General features: G+C 63.2%; 15 protein-coding genes. 3 read left to right on the top strand and 12 right to left on the bottom strand.

The features are described from left to right. Nucleotides 1-20: 20 nt before the first annotated feature. The 7 genes from AQZ50_RS00440 to AQZ50_RS00410 are packed head-to-tail and all read right to left on the bottom strand — an operon-like array spanning nucleotide 21 to nucleotide 5,587. The gene (locus AQZ50_RS00440; protein ID WP_067741108.1) at nucleotides 21-926 is read right to left on the bottom strand and encodes an NAD-dependent epimerase/dehydratase family protein; all 906 of its coding nucleotides are present in this window, start codon (nucleotides 924-926) and stop codon (nucleotides 21-23) included. A gap of 58 nt (nucleotides 927-984) precedes the next feature. Next, nucleotides 985-1,419, bottom strand: coding sequence for a nuclear transport factor 2 family protein (locus AQZ50_RS00435; protein ID WP_067741105.1), 435 nt, complete (start codon nucleotides 1,417-1,419; stop codon nucleotides 985-987). Continuing rightward, nucleotides 1,416-2,285, bottom strand: coding sequence for an SDR family NAD(P)-dependent oxidoreductase (locus tag AQZ50_RS00430; protein ID WP_067741102.1), 870 nt, complete (start codon nucleotides 2,283-2,285; stop codon nucleotides 1,416-1,418). Before AQZ50_RS00430 ends, AQZ50_RS00435 begins: the two co-directional genes overlap by 4 nt. A 37-nt stretch (nucleotides 2,286-2,322) precedes the next feature. Next, nucleotides 2,323-3,195 carry an SDR family NAD(P)-dependent oxidoreductase gene (locus tag AQZ50_RS00425; protein WP_067741099.1) on the bottom strand — a complete coding sequence of 291 codons (873 nt, stop codon included), beginning with the start codon at nucleotides 3,193-3,195 and terminating at the stop codon, nucleotides 2,323-2,325. 17 nt (nucleotides 3,196-3,212) lie between these two features. Next, nucleotides 3,213-4,094 carry an AraC family transcriptional regulator gene (locus AQZ50_RS00420; RefSeq protein WP_067741096.1) on the bottom strand — a complete coding sequence of 294 codons (882 nt, stop codon included), beginning with the start codon at nucleotides 4,092-4,094 and terminating at the stop codon, nucleotides 3,213-3,215. A 7-nt stretch (nucleotides 4,095-4,101) separates the two neighbouring features. Then, nucleotides 4,102-4,815: an EthD domain-containing protein gene (locus AQZ50_RS00415; RefSeq protein ID WP_067741093.1), complete on the bottom strand. Its 714-nt coding sequence runs from the start codon at nucleotides 4,813-4,815 to the stop codon at nucleotides 4,102-4,104. Nucleotides 4,816-4,825: 10 nt separating this feature from the next. After that, nucleotides 4,826-5,587, bottom strand: coding sequence for an SDR family NAD(P)-dependent oxidoreductase (locus AQZ50_RS00410; protein ID WP_067741090.1), 762 nt, complete (start codon nucleotides 5,585-5,587; stop codon nucleotides 4,826-4,828). 156 nt (nucleotides 5,588-5,743) lie between these two features. Between AQZ50_RS00410 and AQZ50_RS00405 the strand changes: the two genes are divergently transcribed. Further along, on the top strand, nucleotides 5,744-7,435 hold the full coding sequence (locus AQZ50_RS00405) for an FAD-dependent oxidoreductase (protein WP_067742266.1): 1,692 nt from the start codon (nucleotides 5,744-5,746) through the stop codon (nucleotides 7,433-7,435). Nucleotides 7,436-7,547: 112 nt separating this feature from the next. Here AQZ50_RS00405 and AQZ50_RS00400 read toward each other — a convergent pair whose 3' ends face one another. The 3 genes from AQZ50_RS00400 to AQZ50_RS00390 form a co-directional block, all read right to left on the bottom strand. Further along, entirely contained in the window at nucleotides 7,548-9,917 is a 2,370-nt protein-coding gene (locus tag AQZ50_RS00400) for a TonB-dependent receptor (protein WP_231730033.1), read from the bottom strand. A gap of 197 nt (nucleotides 9,918-10,114) precedes the next feature. Further along, nucleotides 10,115-10,996, bottom strand: coding sequence for a hypothetical protein (locus tag AQZ50_RS00395; protein WP_067741087.1), 882 nt, complete (start codon nucleotides 10,994-10,996; stop codon nucleotides 10,115-10,117). 5 nt (nucleotides 10,997-11,001) lie between these two features. After that, nucleotides 11,002-12,744 carry an N-acyl-D-amino-acid deacylase family protein gene (locus tag AQZ50_RS00390; protein ID WP_067741084.1) on the bottom strand — a complete coding sequence of 581 codons (1,743 nt, stop codon included), beginning with the start codon at nucleotides 12,742-12,744 and terminating at the stop codon, nucleotides 11,002-11,004. Nucleotides 12,745-12,873: 129 nt separating this feature from the next. Here AQZ50_RS00390 and AQZ50_RS00385 point away from each other — a divergent pair, with 129 nt between their 5' ends. Continuing rightward, nucleotides 12,874-13,641, top strand: a complete 768-nt coding sequence (locus AQZ50_RS00385; protein ID WP_231730032.1) for a helix-turn-helix domain-containing protein — start codon at nucleotides 12,874-12,876, stop codon at nucleotides 13,639-13,641. 10 nt (nucleotides 13,642-13,651) lie between these two features. On the opposite strand, the gene AQZ50_RS00380 is transcribed toward AQZ50_RS00385, so the two are convergent. Together AQZ50_RS00380 and AQZ50_RS00375 are read right to left on the bottom strand one after the other, a co-directional pair. Then, nucleotides 13,652-14,842 carry a sulfotransferase family protein gene (locus AQZ50_RS00380; protein WP_067741081.1) on the bottom strand — a complete coding sequence of 397 codons (1,191 nt, stop codon included), beginning with the start codon at nucleotides 14,840-14,842 and terminating at the stop codon, nucleotides 13,652-13,654. A 167-nt stretch (nucleotides 14,843-15,009) separates the two neighbouring features. Beyond that, nucleotides 15,010-15,864 carry a LysR family transcriptional regulator gene (locus AQZ50_RS00375; RefSeq protein WP_067741080.1) on the bottom strand — a complete coding sequence of 285 codons (855 nt, stop codon included), beginning with the start codon at nucleotides 15,862-15,864 and terminating at the stop codon, nucleotides 15,010-15,012. A gap of 130 nt (nucleotides 15,865-15,994) precedes the next feature. Between AQZ50_RS00375 and AQZ50_RS00370 the strand changes: the two genes are divergently transcribed. Then, on the top strand, nucleotides 15,995-17,074 hold the full coding sequence (locus AQZ50_RS00370; protein ID WP_067741078.1) for a 3-ketosteroid-9-alpha-monooxygenase, oxygenase component: 1,080 nt from the start codon (nucleotides 15,995-15,997) through the stop codon (nucleotides 17,072-17,074). The last annotated feature ends 160 nt before the right edge of the window (nucleotides 17,075-17,234 follow it).

The raw sequence follows: 17,234 nt of genomic DNA, 5'->3' as shown, positions 1-17,234 counted from the left end.
GTATCCTCTTTTTCCGTGTGTCAGCCGAATTGCGCGATGATCTCGCGCACCGCGTTGGCGACATCGCGGCGATGATAGCCGAGCAGAGCGGTTTCGTCCGCATCGGGTTCATAGCTGATGAAATTTCCGCGCCCTTGGGGGATGGCGACATCGGGCAGCAGCGGCAATTCCTGATCGAGCGGCTCGACGCGCACGTCGCTGCGCCCGGCCGCGTCGAAAAACAGTTGGAAATACTGCGCAAAGGACAGGTTTTCATCGCCCACCAGATAGGCCTTGCCCGGCTCGCCGCGAAGCAGGGCGCCCTCGATCGCCTCTGACAACGACCGGAACGACATGAAATTGGTGCCCCCGGTCGGCGCATAGGCGGGTATCGGGATCAGCCCCTTGGCCCATTGGGTATACGGTTCAAAGATCGCCGATGGCAGGCCCGGCACCGTCCCGACCATGAAGGGGGCATTGACGCTGATCACGTCAAACCCGGGGCGGCCTTCGGCGCGCGCGCCTTCGCAGGCAGCCAGGCGCGAGCGGATATAGACATTGCCTTCAAGCAATTCCGGCGCGGCCTGGGCATAGAAGCTGCCGAGCTGAATGGCGCGCGACACCCCTGCCTCGCGCGCGGCGGCAAAGAAGGCGGGCAATGCGACATGGTTGGCCCGGTGCAGCCAGGCGCCGAAATCTTCGCCAGGCGGAACATGGCGCGGATCATTTCCTGCGGCAAACACCACCCAGTCGAACCCGCGCAGCCGCTCCGGGGTGAAATCGCCCGCGACATAATCGCCGCGCAGATAGCCCAGTCTGGTGAGCGGCGTGTCGGGATGCGCGCCTTCGCCACGCCCGGTGATCGTGACGTCGTGGCCCTTGGCGGCGAGGTGCAGGGCGGCGTGACCACCCAGGGCGCCGGTTCCACCGACGACGAGAACTTTCATGCGAGATTCCCTTGATTGGCTTGATTGGCAGGATTGCGGGGCAGCAGAGGCGCGCGGTTCATGCGCTGCCCCCGACCTGGCGAACGGGGCGCAGCTCTTCCCAGTCGACCACCAGTTCGCGGCGGGTGAAGCGCCAGGCGGCGCCGTCGCGCCGCCATGTGTCCTGATAGCGGATCGCCCAAACCAGCAGCTTGTCGGCGCCATCGACCCCGGCGAGGCGGTGTTCGGCAGTAGAGCGGGTTTCGCCATGCGCGGTATCGCCCTCGATCACCGCGTCGATGTCGTGAACGACATGGCGCGTCGCGACGAAGGCGTGGGCGAGGTGATCGATCGATCCGAGATTGGCCTCAAGCCCTGCAATGGCAAAACCGGGGCCGAGGATTTCGACATCGTCGGCAAGCACCGCACGCCAAAGATCCTTGTCGCGCCGGTCTGCACCGCGGGCATAGGACTCCGCCGCGTCGCGCAGCGCGGCAAGATCGTCCGCGCTCATTGTGCCGACCCCGGCACGACCAGACCGTTGCCCGAAATCAGCGGCACATTCGACCATTCGCCCTGCGGCGTGCGATACCAGCCCGATGCGGCGAGCGCGCCGCCATCGACATGAATCGCGGTCCCGGTAACCCAACTGGCCAGCGGGCTGGCCAGATAGAGCGCCGCGCCGGCGCAATCGGCCGGCCGTCCAAAGCGGCCCAGCGGGATCCAGCGCTCTTCGTGCGCGCGGTTTTCCGGGGGGATCATGGTATCGAGCGCGACTTGCGGCGTATCGGTGGTTTCAGGCGCGATGTCGTTGACGCGGATGCCCTCGGGCCCGAGTTCGAGCGCCAGGCTCTTGGTGAATCCGGTGATTCCGGCCTTTGCGGCGGCATAGACCGAGCAATGGGGAATGCCGCGAAACGCCTCGATCGAGCTGACATTGATGATCGACGAACCCGGCGCCGCCTTGCGCAACAGGGGGATCATCGCGCGGGTCATGCGCAGCAATTGCCCGATGTTGATGTCGAGCACGTCGTCGATCTCGCCATCGCTCATCGTGGCAAAGGGCTTGGCATGCAGGAAATTGCCGACATTGTTGACCAGCACGTCAAGCTTTCCGGTCTCGCCCGCGATGCGTTCGGCCAGCATCGCTGGCACCCCGCGCCTGAGCACATCGCAGTGGATCACCCGTGCCGTTGGCAGCGCGGCTTCGACCGCACGGGCCCGGTCTGGATCGATTTCGGCGATCACCAGCCGCGCGCCGGCACCGGCAAAGGCTTCGGCAATGGCGCGGCCGATGCCGACCCCGCCGCCGGTGACCAGCACGGTCTTGCCGGTAAAGTTCAAGGCGCCGTGCAGATCTTGTGGCCCTGTGGTGGTCATGGCGGGTGCTATCCTCTCCGTTCGGACGGGGCCGTGTTCAGTAAACGGCTGCCGGGTTCTTGGCGCGCGGGCTGCCCAGCATTGCGCGGTGCGACGGGGGCTGGCTGCCGCGATCGGTGATGCCCAGTTCCTGCGCGATTTCGGCGACGATCAGCGTTTCGCCCGACAGCGCGTCGCGGTTGGGGGCCTTGTCGATCGCATCGATGACGTGCGCGGAAAATTCGGGATTCTCCGCCATGGCGAGGAAACCCTCGTACTGTTCGGGATTCGTTCCGGCGGCGATCTGCGAGCGTTCGGTGATCTGCATGCCCAGCCACAGCGAAACCGCGATCACCCCGGTGCCGCGCAGATCGTGCTCCATGTCGTGCGCCAGCTTGTCGAGCCCGGCTTTCTGGGCGCCATAGGCGGGGCCATGCATATAGCAGCTCGCGCCGAACGAACTGGTCATGGCGATCACGCCCGATCCTTGCGGCACCATGATCCGGGCCGCATGCCAACTGGCGACATAGGCAGAGCGCAGGCCGACATCGAGGATTTTTTGCGCGTCGAGATCTTTTTCCCAGAACGGCTTTTTCTCGATCAGCTGATCGTGGATAAAGGCCGCGTTGTTGACCAGCACATCGAGCCGACCCGCTTCGGACCGGATCTGGTCGAACAGTCGCGCCACGGCCTCGTCATCGGCATGGTCGCACACCACGGGGATGCCCTTGCCGCCAAGCGCGGTCACTTTGGCAGCGGTTTGGGCGACCGTGCCGGGCAGGGCAGAGCCGTCCCAGCCGCGCGCATTGCCCGGCGTGATCGTGCGGCCGGTTACATAGACGGTATAGCCCATTTCCCCAAAGCCGCGGGCAATTCCCGCCCCGGCGCCGCGACTGGCCCCGGTGACAAGGGCGACTTTTGCTTGTTTCATGGCGGTATCCTCTCGATTCAATGGGTTATCATGGGTGTGCTCAGGCTGTCCCCGCGCTGGCGAAATGCCAGCGGGGTCAGCCCGGTCGATCGGCGAAAGGCGCGCGCAAAGCTGTTGGCATGGGCAAAGCCACAGGCCAGGGCGATTGCCTTGATTGGGTGCTCGCGGGCGTGGAGCAGGCGCTTGGCCTGTTCGATCCGGGCGTTTTCGATATAGTCAGCAACCGTTGCGCCGGTCAGCGCGAGGAACTGGCGATGCAGATGGCGGGCACTGATCCCGCACAGCGCGGCCAGTTCCGCGACGCTGGGCACCGCGCCCGGGGCAGCCAGCCTTTCGCGAATGCGGCGAAATTGCCACGCGGCCAGCCGTCCGGTGCCGACCGGTTCGTCCGGTCGCGCGATCAGTCGGGCGAATTCGATGGCGATCAGTTCGGTCAGCGCGGCGATCGCCGCATCCGACGGGTCGACCGGATTCGCCAGTTCGCGGCGCAACAGTTGCATCAGCATGCGCAAGGCCTCGCTGCGGATCGCCAGCAGCGATTTGAGGAACGCGGTCGAGGGCCTGGGCCGCCCCGCCAGCAGCGCACGAGTCCGATCGGGGGCAAAGACACAGCGCACCACGCGGATATGCCCACCTTCGGACCGTCCACTGACCATCACCCCCGGCCAACGCGCGAACAGCGATCCCATGTGGCAGCGGCGCGCGGGATCGAGTTCGGGCAGGCAGGCGGAGGCTTCGGCAGCCATCGGCGGCAGCGACATTTCGACCATCAGCGAGTCTTCGGTCCGGGTGAAATCGAACATCGTCGGCCAATGCCATTCGACCAGTTCGGCGCGACCGGTCGGTGTCTGCATCTGGGCCAGAATGGTTGGGGCCAGAATGGTGGGTGTGAGGTCCATCGCCGGGTCAGTCGCGATGCGCGAAATCGAACTGTGTGGTCGGAATGATGTCGATCCGGCTGAAATCGATGAAGCTCTGACAGCTATCCATCATCGTTGCCAGGTTGGCCTGAAAGCGGTCGGCATTGCCCACCGCGTCAAAGAACACTTCGGGCTGTTCAAGCGCTTCGATCGCGAAGCATTCTTCGACAAAGGCATCATAGGCCGGGGCATCGGCGGTCAGCGGCCGCACGATCAGGTTCTGCACATATTCGAAATTGGCCTGCGTTTCGATCGCCACGCGGGTGTGATGGCCGTGCCAGTGCTCGATCGCGGCGGACCGGGCAAGATCGGGGCGAAAGCTGATGAAGCTTGCCTGGCTCCACCCCCAGGTCCGCTGTCCGGGCCCGACCGGATGGGCGGTGTTGGGGATGATCGACGATTCGGCCACCAGCCACAGCGCAAAGCGCGCGCTGTGCGCGGCGAGCGCGGCGTCGATGGCGCCGCGAAACCGGGCATTGGCCGAGGGCAGCCAAAATTGCGCGATCGCCGCCTGTTGCGGCGCCTGCCACGATTGGATCAAGGCCTCGCCGGGCTTTACTGCCTCATCGCGGATATTGATCCGCACCTGCCTTGCGCCCGCAGCGCCAAGCGCGTCGGGCAAGGTGGCGAGCAGACGCGCGCCAAAAGCCTCGCGCGGCTCTGCATCGGGGGCCCACAGCGCGGCAATCACCTTTTCCATGGGATCCCCCTCAATCGAAGTTGGCCTGGCCGCCATCAAGCGGGATCGTCGCACCGGTCAGATAGGCCAGGTCACTGCCGCACAGCGCAACCAGCGCACGGCCGATATCCTGTTCCAGCGAACCGACACGGCCCAGCGGAATCGTGCGGAAAAACGCCTGCGCCTCTTCGGGGTTGTTTTCGATCCACCATTTCAGGCCCGGCGATTCGGCGTGGGGTGCAATGGTCAGCACGCGAATGCCTTCGCGGCCCCATTCCGCCGCGGCCGCGCGGGTCAGCGAACGGATCGCCTGTTTCACGGCCGCATAGGCGCCATAGCCGGCCATGTCCCAGCGGATCCCGGCGGACGAACAGAAATTGAAGATCGTGCCGCCGCCGCCCGCGACGAGATGGGGGCGTACCAGCTTCATCAAGCGCAGCGTCGCGAGCGGACCCGATTCGAAGCCTGCCAGAAATGCCTCGTCGGTCACATCGTCGAGCTTGCCCAGCGGCACTTCCTGGGCATTGTTGACCAGGATGTCGATCCCGCCCAGCCCCGCGACGGTCAACCCGACGATCGAGGCGAGGTCACTGGCGCTTTTGACATTGCCGGACAGGGCCAGCGCGGTGCCGCCGCGTTCACGTACCAGACGCGCGGTTTCCTCGACTTTTTCGAGCGTGCGCCCGGTCACCGCGACCGCTGCGCCGGCGCCGGCCATGGCCAGCGCCACGCCCTGGCCAATGCCTTGCCCGGCGCCGGTGATCAGGGCTACCTTGCCTGTCAGTTCGGCCATGACTCTCCCTTTGTATTGTTCGTAGATTATTTGCATACATTTTACGCATGGAGTTGACATGATGGCAAGTAGGGGCGAGCTTTGCGTGAAATAATTGGGGTGGCGAATTCCGGAATGGCGGACAGCCATGCGGAATCGCCGACAGGCAGGATGTCCATGAGCAGCAATTGGGATAAGGAAGTCGATGTCGTCGTGGTCGGCTCGGGCGCGGGCGGCCTGTTGAGCGCGCTGGTCGCGGCGAAAAACCGCGCCGACGTGCTGATCGTCGAAAAGGATGCGCAATGGGGCGGAACCAGCGCAACCTCGGGTGGGGGGATCTGGATTCCAGGCAGCGACCAGGCGCGCGCCGCCGGGTTCGAGGACAATCTTGACGACGCGTTCCGCTATGTCCGCGCGCTGTCGGCGCCCAATGTGCCCGATGCGAATATCCGCGCCTATGTCGACAATGCTGCGGCCATGCTGCGCTGGGTCACCGCCAATACGCCGGTGGTCTATACCGCTCAGCCCTATCCCGATTACCACGCCGAAAACCCCGGCGGATCGCCGACCGGATTTCGCACCCATCTGCCGGAAATGTTTGACGGAACGCTGCTGGGCGATGATCTCGGGACGCAGCGTTTTCCTTCACCGGCGGCCAGCCTGTTCGGCTATCTCAACTGGACTTTCGCAGAGACCTATCAACTGCTCTATCGCAGCAAGGGCTGGGCCATGGGCCTTGCGCGCAACATGGCGAAATATTGGTTCGATTGGCCGCTGCGCTTTTCCTCGCGCAAGGATCGGCGGCTGACTTTGGGCAACGCCCTGACCGGCGGCTTGCGCGTGGCGGTCAACGCGGCGGGGGTGCCGTTGTGGCTGTCGACCCCGATGCTGGAACTGGTGCGCGAAGACGGGCGGGTTGTCGGCCTGGTGGTCGAGCGCAACGGTCGTCCCTTCCGGATCCGCGCGCGCAAGGGCGTGATCCTGGCCGCAGGCGGCTTCGACAAGAATCAGGCGATGCGCGATGTCCATGCGCCGCTCTATCGCAGTGCGCCTCTGTCGGGCGGGGTGACCAGCAATACCGGCGATGCGATCCGCGCGGGGGCGGCGGCAGGCGCGGCCACGATGAACCTGCATTCGGCCTGGGCCGCGCCGGTGTTCCATGTTCCGGGTGAAGATCGCGGCAGGCTGGTGACGATCGAACGCGCCTTGCCCGGCTGCATCATGGTCAATCAGAAGGGGCAGCGTTATCTCAACGAAGCGGCGTCCTATCACATCGTCGGGCAACAGATGGCGCGCCGCCAGGCCGAGCATCGCGATGCCAGCCCAAGCTGGATGGTGTTTGATGCCCGCTATCGCCGGCAATTTCCGATGGGGCCGCTGTTGCCGCTGATGCCCGACTGGTTGCAATCGCCCGGCGTGCGCAAGATCATGAAAAAAGGCCGCACGATTGCCGATCTGGCCAAGGCGATGGGCGTCGATGCGGCCACGCTCAGCGTGACGATCAACCGCTTCAATGCAGGCGCCGCGAATGGCGAGGATCCCGAGTTCCATCGTGGCGAGGCGGCCTATGACAAGATGTACGGCGATTATCGCCACCAGCCCAATCCGTGCTTGCGCCCGCTGACCGAGGCTCCGTTTTATGCCATGCCGATCTATCCCGGCGACATCGGCACCAATGGCGGGCTGACCACCAACGCCCGTGCGCAAGTGGTCGACGCGGCGGGCGAACCGATCGGCGGGCTTTACGCGGTGGGGAACAACGCGGCCTCTTCGATGGGGGAAAGCTATCCCGGCGCGGGCGTGACGATCGGCCCGGCGATGACGTTTGGCTATATTGCCGCACGCGACCTGACCGGCGCCAACGACTGACGGGAAAGACGGTCGCAAAAAAGAGGGCCGGGATCGCGTTGTGCGATCCCGGCCCTTTCAGTTTGCGGTTCACTGCCCAGTGGGTAAACCGGGCAGCGCCGGGCCTTGTTTGTTAGAAACGGACACCCAGTTCGATGCCGTAGGTCCGCCCGCGATCGTACATTCCGGTAAGCAGGAGCACCGGCGCGCCAAAGCTGATGTACCGCTTGTCAAACAGGTTATCGCCAAATGCGGAGATCGAGACTTTTGCGCCGCCCAGCGACAGGTCGGCCAGACCCAGCCGGCCGTTGACCAGCCAATAACCGGGCTGATGGTTGACGTCTTCGAGCGCGTTTTGCCCGGTGGCAATGTTCACTTCCGGGGTGGAGGTCAGGTAATAGGCGCTGCGATAACGCGCCTCGATCAACGCGCTGACATGCGGGCCGCCGCTGGTCAGTTCGGTCGAATTGTAAGTGGCCGCGGCCCGTCCGGTCCAGTTGGAAAAATACGTCGGACGCGCGACAGACGCGACATCGACGCCGACCAGCACGAATGTCTTGTAGGTGAAGTCAGTATAGGCAAGGCTGCCCGACAATGTCAGCCCGCGTACCGGCACGATTTCGGTTTCCGCTTCGAAGCCCTTGATGTCGGCCTTGCCCGCGTTGTCGAAGAACTGCACCCCATTGATGAAATTCTGCGTCTGCAGGTCGGTATACGTGTTGTAATAAGCCGACAGGTTGAGCCGCAACCGGTTCTGCAGAAACTGCGTCTTGGAGCCGATTTCGTACGAGGTCAGGCTTTCGGGTTTGTAGGGAATGCCGCTGAGAATGCCGCCGGAGACATAGCCCGAGGCGGTCTTGGCATAAATCGTTGCGTCCTGATCGGGGCGCCAGGTGGCGATCGCGGTATACGTGGCCTTCGAATAGGCCAGGCGATAGGCCCCGACCCCCAGGTTTCCGCCTTCGGCTGCAGAAATTTCGTCGAGGCGCAAGTGGCGCTTGTCGAACGTGCCGCGCAGGCCGCCGGTCAGGTCAATCGTGTCGGTCAGGTGCCAGGTCAGCTGACCATACGCCGCGATCGAATAGTTTTGGGCATAGGTGCGCGTCACGCCGCTGCCGAATGTCGCATCGAGCGGGCTGGGTACGATCGTGCCCGATGGCATCGGTTCGAGAATACCCAGCACTTCGGTGGCAGGTGCGCTTTCGGCGAAATAGAACAGCCCGGCGGTCAACTCATAGCGGTCGTGCGTGACCTGCACTTGCAGTTCCTGACTGAACTGTTTCTGGCTGGTCGAACGCGCGCTGAGCAGCGGAAAGAAATAGTCTATCGGGCCAGGGGCATTGGCGGGATTGAACAGCGCCGCCTGAATCTGTTGCGCACTCAGGCCGGGTGTGATCAGCGCGCCAAGCTGCGCAAAGGTAAAGCGCATGCCCCCGGCGGAGCCGAGGTCGAAAATTACCGGGTCTTGTGTGAACTGGCGATAGGCGGTGATGCTTTTGACGGAAATGCTGTCACTGGCGTGCCAATTGAGTGTCAGGCTGTGGCCTTGCGTGACGGTATGTTCGTTGCTTGTCGCTGCGGCAACCGCGCTGAGAGGCCCGGCGGTGCCGGGATTGGTGGTGCCGCCGAAATAGGGCTGCAAGGCGACGATGGGAGCGAGCAATTGGCCCGAGGCGTCGGGGATCACGCCCAGCGATTGCATCGCACGGGCACTGGCGTTGGAATCGGTATAGTCGAACCGGTAATCGGCGGTGACATCGCCAAACTGCCCGCGCACCGCGACTTGCCCGCCATCGACATTGCGCTCGCCAAGGCGGGATACGAATTTCAGCGTGCCGAATTCCGCCGCCCGCGCCGAAAGGTTCAAGGTCTGGCCACCCATGGTGTTGGTGACATCGCCTTCGATCTGGTCATGCAGATAGGAAAGCTTGATCGAGAAGGGCCCGATCTTGGGCAGATCGACCGACAGCTTGCCGCGAAACGCGTTGTAATTGCCATAGGACAGCGTGCCGTTGACGGCCCAGTCCCCCTTGGGCGCGGCCGTGGTGATCGAAATCGCCCCGGAGGTGGCGTTGCGGCCAAACAGTGTGCCTTGCGGCCCGCGCAGCACTTCGAGCCGCTGGATGTCGGAAAAGTCGAGCAGCGAACCGGTCGTGCGACCGATGTAGACCCCGTCGATATAGATCCCGACTTTGGGATCGACCGAATTGCTGGATGTGCCCGAGGCGACGCCGCGAATGATGATCGTCGGGTTCGATTGCATCCCCTGGGTGTTCATTTCAAGGCTGGGCGCCAGCCCGGCGATGTCGCGCAGGCTGGCGACGCGCAAGTCGCCGAGTGCTTGCGCACCGATCGCGGTGACGGCCACGGGAACTTTCTGGATGCTTTCTTCGCGTCGTTGCGCGGTGACGATGATCTCTTCAACGCTTGGCGGGGCGGTGGCGCCGCCATCGGCGGGGGCTTCGGCATGGGCCATGGTGGCTGTTGTTGAAAGGCCGGCCATGGCCATTACCAGAGTCGATGCGCGCAGCAATGGGCTGCGTCGTGCGCTTCTGTTCATCGTATCTGCTCTCCCACCATTGTTATTGTTTTTGTATTTTTTGTTTTTTCGGCACTTTCCGGGGGATCGTGCGTGATCCGGTCATGGCGCAACCCCACCCGGCGTCGCTCGCGCCGGGTGGGGGCAGGCCTTGCGTCCTGTTATTCTGCCGCTTCGAGCAGCGGTTCCCCGTAATGCGGATCGTCTTCGTTGCAGAGCCGGTTGGTATCGGCCCATAGCCCTTCGGCGGGGACCGGCGTGATCCCCAGCTCTTCGCGGATATCGGCGATTTGCCAATCCGCCCAGTCGCGCCACGGCGCCAGCATGATCGGGTATTTCCAGTTGCGTCCCTGGATGGCGCCCTGATATTCCGCTTCGAGATTCAGCACCATTGCTTGCGGGTAATGGAGGCCGTCTTTCATGATCGTCTTGGCCTTCAGGTAAATCGCCACACGGTTGAAGAACGCGGCGAGCACCGGGTGGAAATACCGCACTTTGGCATGCATGTTGGCATTGATCAGCGCGAGTTCGCCGCCGTGGTTGGGGCCGAAACCGGAAACCAGGTGTTCGATGTCATGGGTCAGTGCCGTCTGTCGCAGATAATACGTCAGGTCGTTTACCACCTGGATTTCGCGGTAGAAGATATCGAGTTCATAGCCGCTGTTGACCATGAAATCATGCAATGCCGCGCCCAGCGTGCCGGGCGCACAATCCTTGACTTCGTCTTTTTTGAAATCCGCCAACTGACGCTTTTCGAGCCATGTGCGAAACAGTGGCAGGCGGGCCTTTTCAGCTTCGAACAGGCCGATGACTTCGGAAAAATCCTCCATCATCATCAGGATCTGCGCCACTTCGGGGATATAGGCGGTATTGGGCATGTCGGGCCCGTTGCGCCGCAGCATTTCCTGCGCGATCAGCCCGCGCAGTTCCGGGTGGTTGAGGTATTTTGACGAGCTGACCAGCGTCGAGCTGGTCGTTTCGATTTTCTTGATCCCGCCGTTGAAATAGGCGCGTTCGCCTTCACCGACTTTTACTTCGACCATGGCGCTTACTCCGCTGCGATAGAGAGGCTGATGTTTTCGTTGGCGGGGGACAGGAATTCGCCCGGCGTTGCGCCGGTGTAGGCCCCGTTTTCAAAGGTCGGCACGCCGTTGACCAGGGTCAGACGGGTCGGCATCGCCTTGCGCGTAAAGCGCCAGGTCGTTCCGCCGCGACCGTCGGGCACGTCGTAGGCCTTTTCCATCTCGCGCCGCTGGATCTCCTCCATGTTGAACACCGCAATGTCGGCGCGCTTGCCCACCGCGATCACGCCCCGGTCGGTCAGGTTGAAATGCAGCGCCAGCTTGCCGGTCATGACGTGGATCGCTTGTTCGAGCGTCAGCTTCTTTTCGTCGCGGACATACTGGGTCAGCAGCAGGGCGTTTTCGCCCCCGCCGCACAGCATTTGCAGATGCGCGCCGGCGTCGGAAATATTGCCCACCGTCTTCGGGTCGCGCATCAGTTCGATGGTCAGCGCCTCGTCCTTGGGGAACGGGGCCATGTGCACGGTCGAACGCGTGCCGTTTTTCAAGATCCAGTCGGCCATCGCGTCAGACCGGTGCAGGCCGAGGCTGTCGGCATAGTCCTTGAGCGTGATGCCCACCGGGCCGGTCCCGTTTTCGCTGTCGAGCAGGAACAGTTCCTGCGGGTTCTTCAGCGGCGAATGGCCCCACGCCTTGGTGTCCCAGCTTTCGCGCGCCCGCGCGCGCCAGTCCGGATCGGCGAGCAATTCGGCCTTTTTGCGGTGGTCGTCTTCCAGCACGACTTCGTGCCAGACGTAATCATTCGACTGCGCAAAGATCAGCGATTTGACCAGGCTGAGCGTCGAAGTGGGCGAAACGTGGGCATAGCCCGGCCAGACATCGACCCCGGCTTCGCGCATTTTGCGCACGCTTTCCTGCATCGCGGGCAGGATGCCTTTCTGGAATTCCAGAGTCGGGATCGCGCCGGCGATCTGGACCTTGATGTTGCGGTGCGCGAGCAGGCGGGACAGGCGTTCGAGGTTTGCCGGACCGGTCATGCGCATGAACGTGTCGACGATCACCTGGTAACAACTGCCGGGATAGCGTTCCATCACGTCGAACAACGCCGTGAATTCGGCATCATTGGCCTTCAGCGTCGGCACCGGCCGGTCCTGTCCGTCATGGTCGTGCATGTTGTCCGACATGCCGAGCGCGCCGGCGGCCAGCGCGTCATCAAGCAATTCGGCCATGCGTGCGATTTCGGCGGGCGTCGCCTCGCGATCCCAGGCTTCGACCCCCATTGCGGCCAGGCGGATGGCGATATGGCCGACATAGGCGGCATAGTTCAACGGCACTTTGACATGGCGTTCGACCGAGGCGCGGTATTCCGACCACAGGTTCCAGTTCCACGGCAGGTTCTGCATGAACGGGGCTTCGGGAATGTCTTCAAAGAACGAGAAGATGCCGATCATTTCGCGCTGCGCGGGCATGTATTTGTGCAGGGGTGCCGGCGAAAAGCCGCAGTTGCCGAGGATCATCGTCGTCGCGCCATAACCGGGCAGCGGGTCGAGATCGTTTTGCCACCACATCGTGCCGTCGTAATGGGTATGGCTTTCGATGAAGCCGGGGGCGACATGGCACCCCGTGGCGTCGAACACGCGTTCGCCCGCCGGGGCAAGGCCTTCGCCCACCTCGGCGATCACGCCGTCCCGGATGCGGACGTCGGCCTTGCAGGCCGGAGCACCGGTGCCGTCGACGACGGTCCCGTTCCTGATGAGGATGGCGGTCACTATGTTTCTCCCATGGTCATTGCCGAACGTCTGAGCGTCGGCGGTTTGGCTGCAGCATAAAGTGCAGCATGGGTGTAACGAAGCAGGCCCTTGCCAAGCGGATCATTTGATTATCTGTTACAGATCATCATGCGATACGAATCGACATCGTCTGCCATGCTTGCCGTGCTGCGCCGCCATTTGCGGCAGGGCGGCTGGACCGTGGCGCGACTGGCGCGCGAAATGGCGATTGGCGAGGCAACGGCCAAGCGTTGGCTGGCGGGCAAGGGGGTCACGCTTGAGCGACTCGATGCGCTGGCAAAACTGGTCGGGCTGACTCTGGGCGAACTGGCGCGCGAGGCGGAGGACGCGCCCAGAGGGCTGGCGCATGAGCTGACCCTGGCGCAGGAAAAGGCCTTGTCGACCAATATCTTTCTGTCGTTCCTGTTCATGGCGCTGCTCAACGGGGTGCCGCCGGACGAGATTGCGACCGATTTCGCCATTCCCCAACGCACGATGGACGCCTCGCTCGCGCGGCTCGAACGGCTGGCGCTGATCGACCGGCTGCGTGGAGGGCGTGTGCGGGCGCGGGTCGATCGCGCGCTGGTGTTTCGCAAGCTGCCGCTGCGCAGCCTGTTCGACACCCATATGAAATCGGCGTTCTTCGAGCTGGATTACGGCGATCCAGAGACGTGCTACGTGTCCGAAGTGCACAAATTGTCGCGCGTCGGTGCCGCACAACTGGCCGAAATGATGGAGCGCTATCGTCTGGAGGTGCAGACCCTGGCAGACCGTGACCGCCAAAGTGCCGTGCTCGATCGCGACTGGTATGGGACGCTGATGGTCATGCGCAATCTGGACATGACGCAGGTCCGCCGCGCCGGTGCGGGCGAATGGCAGGCGCGCGACGGCGATTGACCCCCGCGGATCAGGTGATGAATCGCTCTCGATAGCTGGCAAAGGCGGCTGCGATGGTCGGCTCGTCCAATCCAAAGCGGTCGAGCGAATAGGCGTGCGCGGGGCGCTGTTCGCGGGTGTTGCCTGCCATGAATTCGGCCAGCGCTGCCTCGATCCGCGCATCGATCGGAACGCCGATGCGGGCCAGTACGCGCTCGGCCTGGCGCAGGGGTTCGCGCGCGACCTGGCGATAGTCGATATCGATGAACCGGTCCTCGCCGATGCGTTCCCGCGCGGCTTCGAACCGCTTCATCCATCCCGCCAGGCGCTGGAACCAGAAACCGGCGACTTCGGCATCGGAATGATGCGAATTGAGTTTGTAGAGCGCGCATTCCATCGAGATGTAGCTGGGCACGACGTCGAGCGGGTCGCGATGGGTCATGATCAGCACGGCATCGGGAAAGGCCCGCGCGGCGACTTCGGTATAGGGCAGGTTCGACGGGCTTTTGAGGATCCATTTGCACCCGCGCCGCGCCGGGTCCTGCCATTGCAGGTATTTGAGGATGATCTTGAGATCCTCGTGCCCGCGCGACTGGTCATACGTGTCGAGCCATTGCGCGAATGAGGGGATGAAGGTCATCGCCTCCACCATCGTCGACACGAACATCTGCCCGATGATGAGGATTTCCTCGTCCGGCGCATCGGGATCGAGCGGATGGATCGACGCCAGTTCGGGCGACAAGTGCAGCCAGCCGTCGATCATCGCCTGGGCATAGGCACGCCGGCCGGCGGGATTGCCCGGTTCCTCGTCGGGGAAGGGGGCAAAGTTCTGTGCCTCGAACCAGCGGATTGCGGTCATGCCCGGCGCGCTGGCGAGCAGGCGGTGAAAGATCGTGCTGCCGGTACGCGGCAGGCCAAGGATGATCCCGGCGACTTCGAGCCGTTCCTCCAGGATTTCAGGGTGGCGCCGGATGTCTTCGACCATGCGCAACCGGCTGGCGAGGCCCTTGACGATCACTTCGGTCTGCCCGGCAAAACCTTCGGGCGTCAGCCGCGCCTCGGCATTGGCCGCCGCGATGTAATGGTCCATCGGTTCGAGGAACCACAAGTCGCCAAAGTCGGACAGCCCGGTACGGTCGCGCGCGGCCTGCAACAGGTCTTCGCGCACGAATTGCGGGGCCGCGACGGTATCGGCTGTCGCATCGGCGGATTGCAGGGTCATTGTCTCTCCGTTCGTCGTTCAGGCTGTCGTTCGGGGCGTCGATCACGGCATCGCGCACGAGACTGTGCCCGGTCATCCGCATCCCTTTTGCATAATGCGTAATTTATAATGCCATGTTGCATGGTGATTCGCGCAACAGGATAGTTCCTGTACGGAAAAATAATGACTCAGGCACCGATTCGATTCGCAATCGCCTGTTCAAGGAACGCGATCAGGCGTTGCAGCGCTGCCCCGGGCGGGGCCTTGGCGCGGTGCAGCAGCCACAGCGGGCTTTCGTGGCGCGGATCGGGTGGGGCCAGCCGTTCAAGCGTGGGTTCGGCATCTCCGGCGAAGCACCAGAGGCTGGCCCGGCCCAGGCCCGACAGTGTGGCAAGCTTCATCTGTGGCCACGAATTGCAGGTCACCAGGCCTGCCGCCAGAGCCTCTTCGCCCAACGGATTGGCCGTTGTCCAGGGCGCGCCCGAAAGTGCGGATTCGAATTCCAGCCCCCAGCCGATCGGTTCGAGATCGCCGGCACCCCTGCGGCCATAAGGCGCCTGTTGCAGCACGGCGACCTGCCGCCCGGCAAAGCGCAGCGGGGAGGATCGCACCAGCGCCAGCGCCAGATCGGCGCGACGTTGGGTCAGCGCCTCCAGCGGGTCGAGTTCATCAAGGATCTCGATCGGGCAATCGGGGTTGGCGCGGCGAAACAGGGCGAGATCAGGCAGGAATTCGCTGACGATTCCCGCCGACCCGGCCACACGGATCGGTGCCTCGCGCAAGTGATTGCCGCCGATGTCGTGGCCCATCGCGGCAATTTCGCGCTCGATCGCTTCGGCTGCGGCCAGCACGCGCTGGCCCGCACGGGTTGGTGCAGGGCCCAGCGCGGAATAGTCGAACAGCGCAATGCCCAGCGCCTGTTCCAACGCCTCCACCCGGCGTCCGACCGTGGTGCGGTTTACCCCGAGCTGGCGCCCGGCGGCGGTGTAGGACCCGGCGCGCACTGCGGCGAGAAACATTTCAAGATCGGACCATTGAATCATGCGTGCATTTTTGCACAAATAGTGTGCAGCGCAATTTCTTTCGCAAATCGGGGGCGAGCGCCGTATTGATAGGGCAAATGCGCCGCCCGTCGCAAAGGCAAAGGGCGGTCTGGCTAGGAGCAGATGCACGATGGCGACCTCTCGCGAATATGGGCTGGGCGATTTCGACTTTCCGCGCGGCTGGTTCATGATCGGCCCGGCAAGTGATGCGACGCGCACGCCCGCCCCGATCCGCTATTTTGGCAAGGATCTGGTGCTCTATCGGGGTGAAAGCGGCACGGCCTATGTGGTCGATGCCTATTGCCCGCATATGGGCGCGCATCTGGCGAAAAACAGCACGTCCTACATCGTGCGCGATGGCGAGCATGTTGAAGGCGAATCGATTCGCTGCCCGTTCCACGGCTGGCGCTTTGGCGCCGACGGCGCGTGCAATCATATTCCCTATTCGGATTTCATCCCCAAGGCGGCAAAGCTGCAGACATATCCGATCATCGAACGTGCGGGGATCATCTGGATGTGGCACGATCCCGAAGGGCTCGAACCCGATGTCGAACTGGCCAATTTCGGCGGCCATTTCGGTGAGCCGGGCTGGGTCGAATGGAAGATCGACTATATGGGCGATCTTGGCTGCCATGGCATCGAGATCCTCGACAACATGGCCGATGTCGGCCATTTCGTTCCGATCCACGGGGCCACGGACTGGCAGTATTTCGCCAATGAATTCATGGGCCATACCGTCCATCAGTATTACAGCGCCGGACATCGTACGCTGACGGCCTCTGCCGAGGATCAACTTGCGCTCGACACCTGGTACGAGGGGCCCGGTTTTCTCCAATCGGAAATGGCCGGTACATTCGACAGTTTCATCATGATCGCCAACACCCCCGTCGAGGACGGGGTCAGTCGAGCATGGCACGCCTTGATGGTCAAAGTGCACGACGGATCGCGCGAAACCACCGATGAAGACCGCGCCAACGCGCTGCTGTATCAGGAAGGCAGCCGGTTGGCCTTTGCGCAGGATGTCGAGATCTGGGCCAACAAGCGCGCCTGCCTCAACCCGCTGGTGATTCCCGCCGACGGGCCCTTTGGCAAAGTGCGGACCTGGTATCGCCAGTTCTATAACCCGCGCGCAAAGGCCCCCGAATTCCAGGGCCGGGTCAACGGCCTGACTGTAACGCTCGACAAGCGGTCGGGCACTCGCGCTGCCTGAATAGCTGCAAAATACTGAATTATAAATAAAAACTGCCTGCCGGCATCGTGTCGGCAGGCGGTTTTTTTGTGCGTTGTGCCTATCATGCGTGATGGTGGGCGCTGGGGGGATGGGGAGCGGATGCTCAATTACTTTACGCAAAGAAAGATCAGAAATCGAT

Origin of the sequence: Novosphingobium sp. Fuku2-ISO-50 (assembly GCF_001519055.1) — a bacterium.
GTDB lineage: Bacteria > Pseudomonadota > Alphaproteobacteria > Sphingomonadales > Sphingomonadaceae > Novosphingobium.
This window is presented reverse-complemented; position numbering and strand designations above follow the sequence as displayed.

Bases quoted from the DNA above. Each gene is read 5' to 3' on its own strand.
- AQZ50_RS00425 (WP_067741099.1), bottom strand. From the start codon at position 3,195: ATGAAACAAGCAAAAGTCGCCCTTGTCACCGGGGCCAGTCGCGGCGCC.
- AQZ50_RS00375 (WP_067741080.1), bottom strand. From the start codon at position 15,864: ATGATTCAATGGTCCGATCTTGAAATGTTTCTCGCCGCAGTGCGCGCC.
- AQZ50_RS00395 (WP_067741087.1), bottom strand. From the start codon at position 10,996: ATGGTCGAAGTAAAAGTCGGTGAAGGCGAACGCGCCTATTTCAACGGC.
- AQZ50_RS00420 (WP_067741096.1), bottom strand. From the start codon at position 4,094: ATGGACCTCACACCCACCATTCTGGCCCCAACCATTCTGGCCCAGATG.
- AQZ50_RS00380 (WP_067741081.1), bottom strand. From the start codon at position 14,842: ATGACCCTGCAATCCGCCGATGCGACAGCCGATACCGTCGCGGCCCCG.
- AQZ50_RS00400 (WP_231730033.1), bottom strand. From the start codon at position 9,917: ATGGCCGGCCTTTCAACAACAGCCACCATGGCCCATGCCGAAGCCCCC.
- AQZ50_RS00415 (WP_067741093.1), bottom strand. From the start codon at position 4,815: ATGGAAAAGGTGATTGCCGCGCTGTGGGCCCCCGATGCAGAGCCGCGC.
- AQZ50_RS00435 (WP_067741105.1), bottom strand. From the start codon at position 1,419: ATGAGCGCGGACGATCTTGCCGCGCTGCGCGACGCGGCGGAGTCCTAT.
- AQZ50_RS00410 (WP_067741090.1), bottom strand. From the start codon at position 5,587: ATGGCCGAACTGACAGGCAAGGTAGCCCTGATCACCGGCGCCGGGCAA.
- AQZ50_RS00430 (WP_067741102.1), bottom strand. From the start codon at position 2,285: ATGACCACCACAGGGCCACAAGATCTGCACGGCGCCTTGAACTTTACC.
- AQZ50_RS00405 (WP_067742266.1), top strand. From the start codon at position 5,744: ATGAGCAGCAATTGGGATAAGGAAGTCGATGTCGTCGTGGTCGGCTCG.
- AQZ50_RS00385 (WP_231730032.1), top strand. From the start codon at position 12,874: ATGCGATACGAATCGACATCGTCTGCCATGCTTGCCGTGCTGCGCCGC.
- AQZ50_RS00440 (WP_067741108.1), bottom strand. From the start codon at position 926: ATGAAAGTTCTCGTCGTCGGTGGAACCGGCGCCCTGGGTGGTCACGCC.
- AQZ50_RS00370 (WP_067741078.1), top strand. From the start codon at position 15,995: ATGGCGACCTCTCGCGAATATGGGCTGGGCGATTTCGACTTTCCGCGC.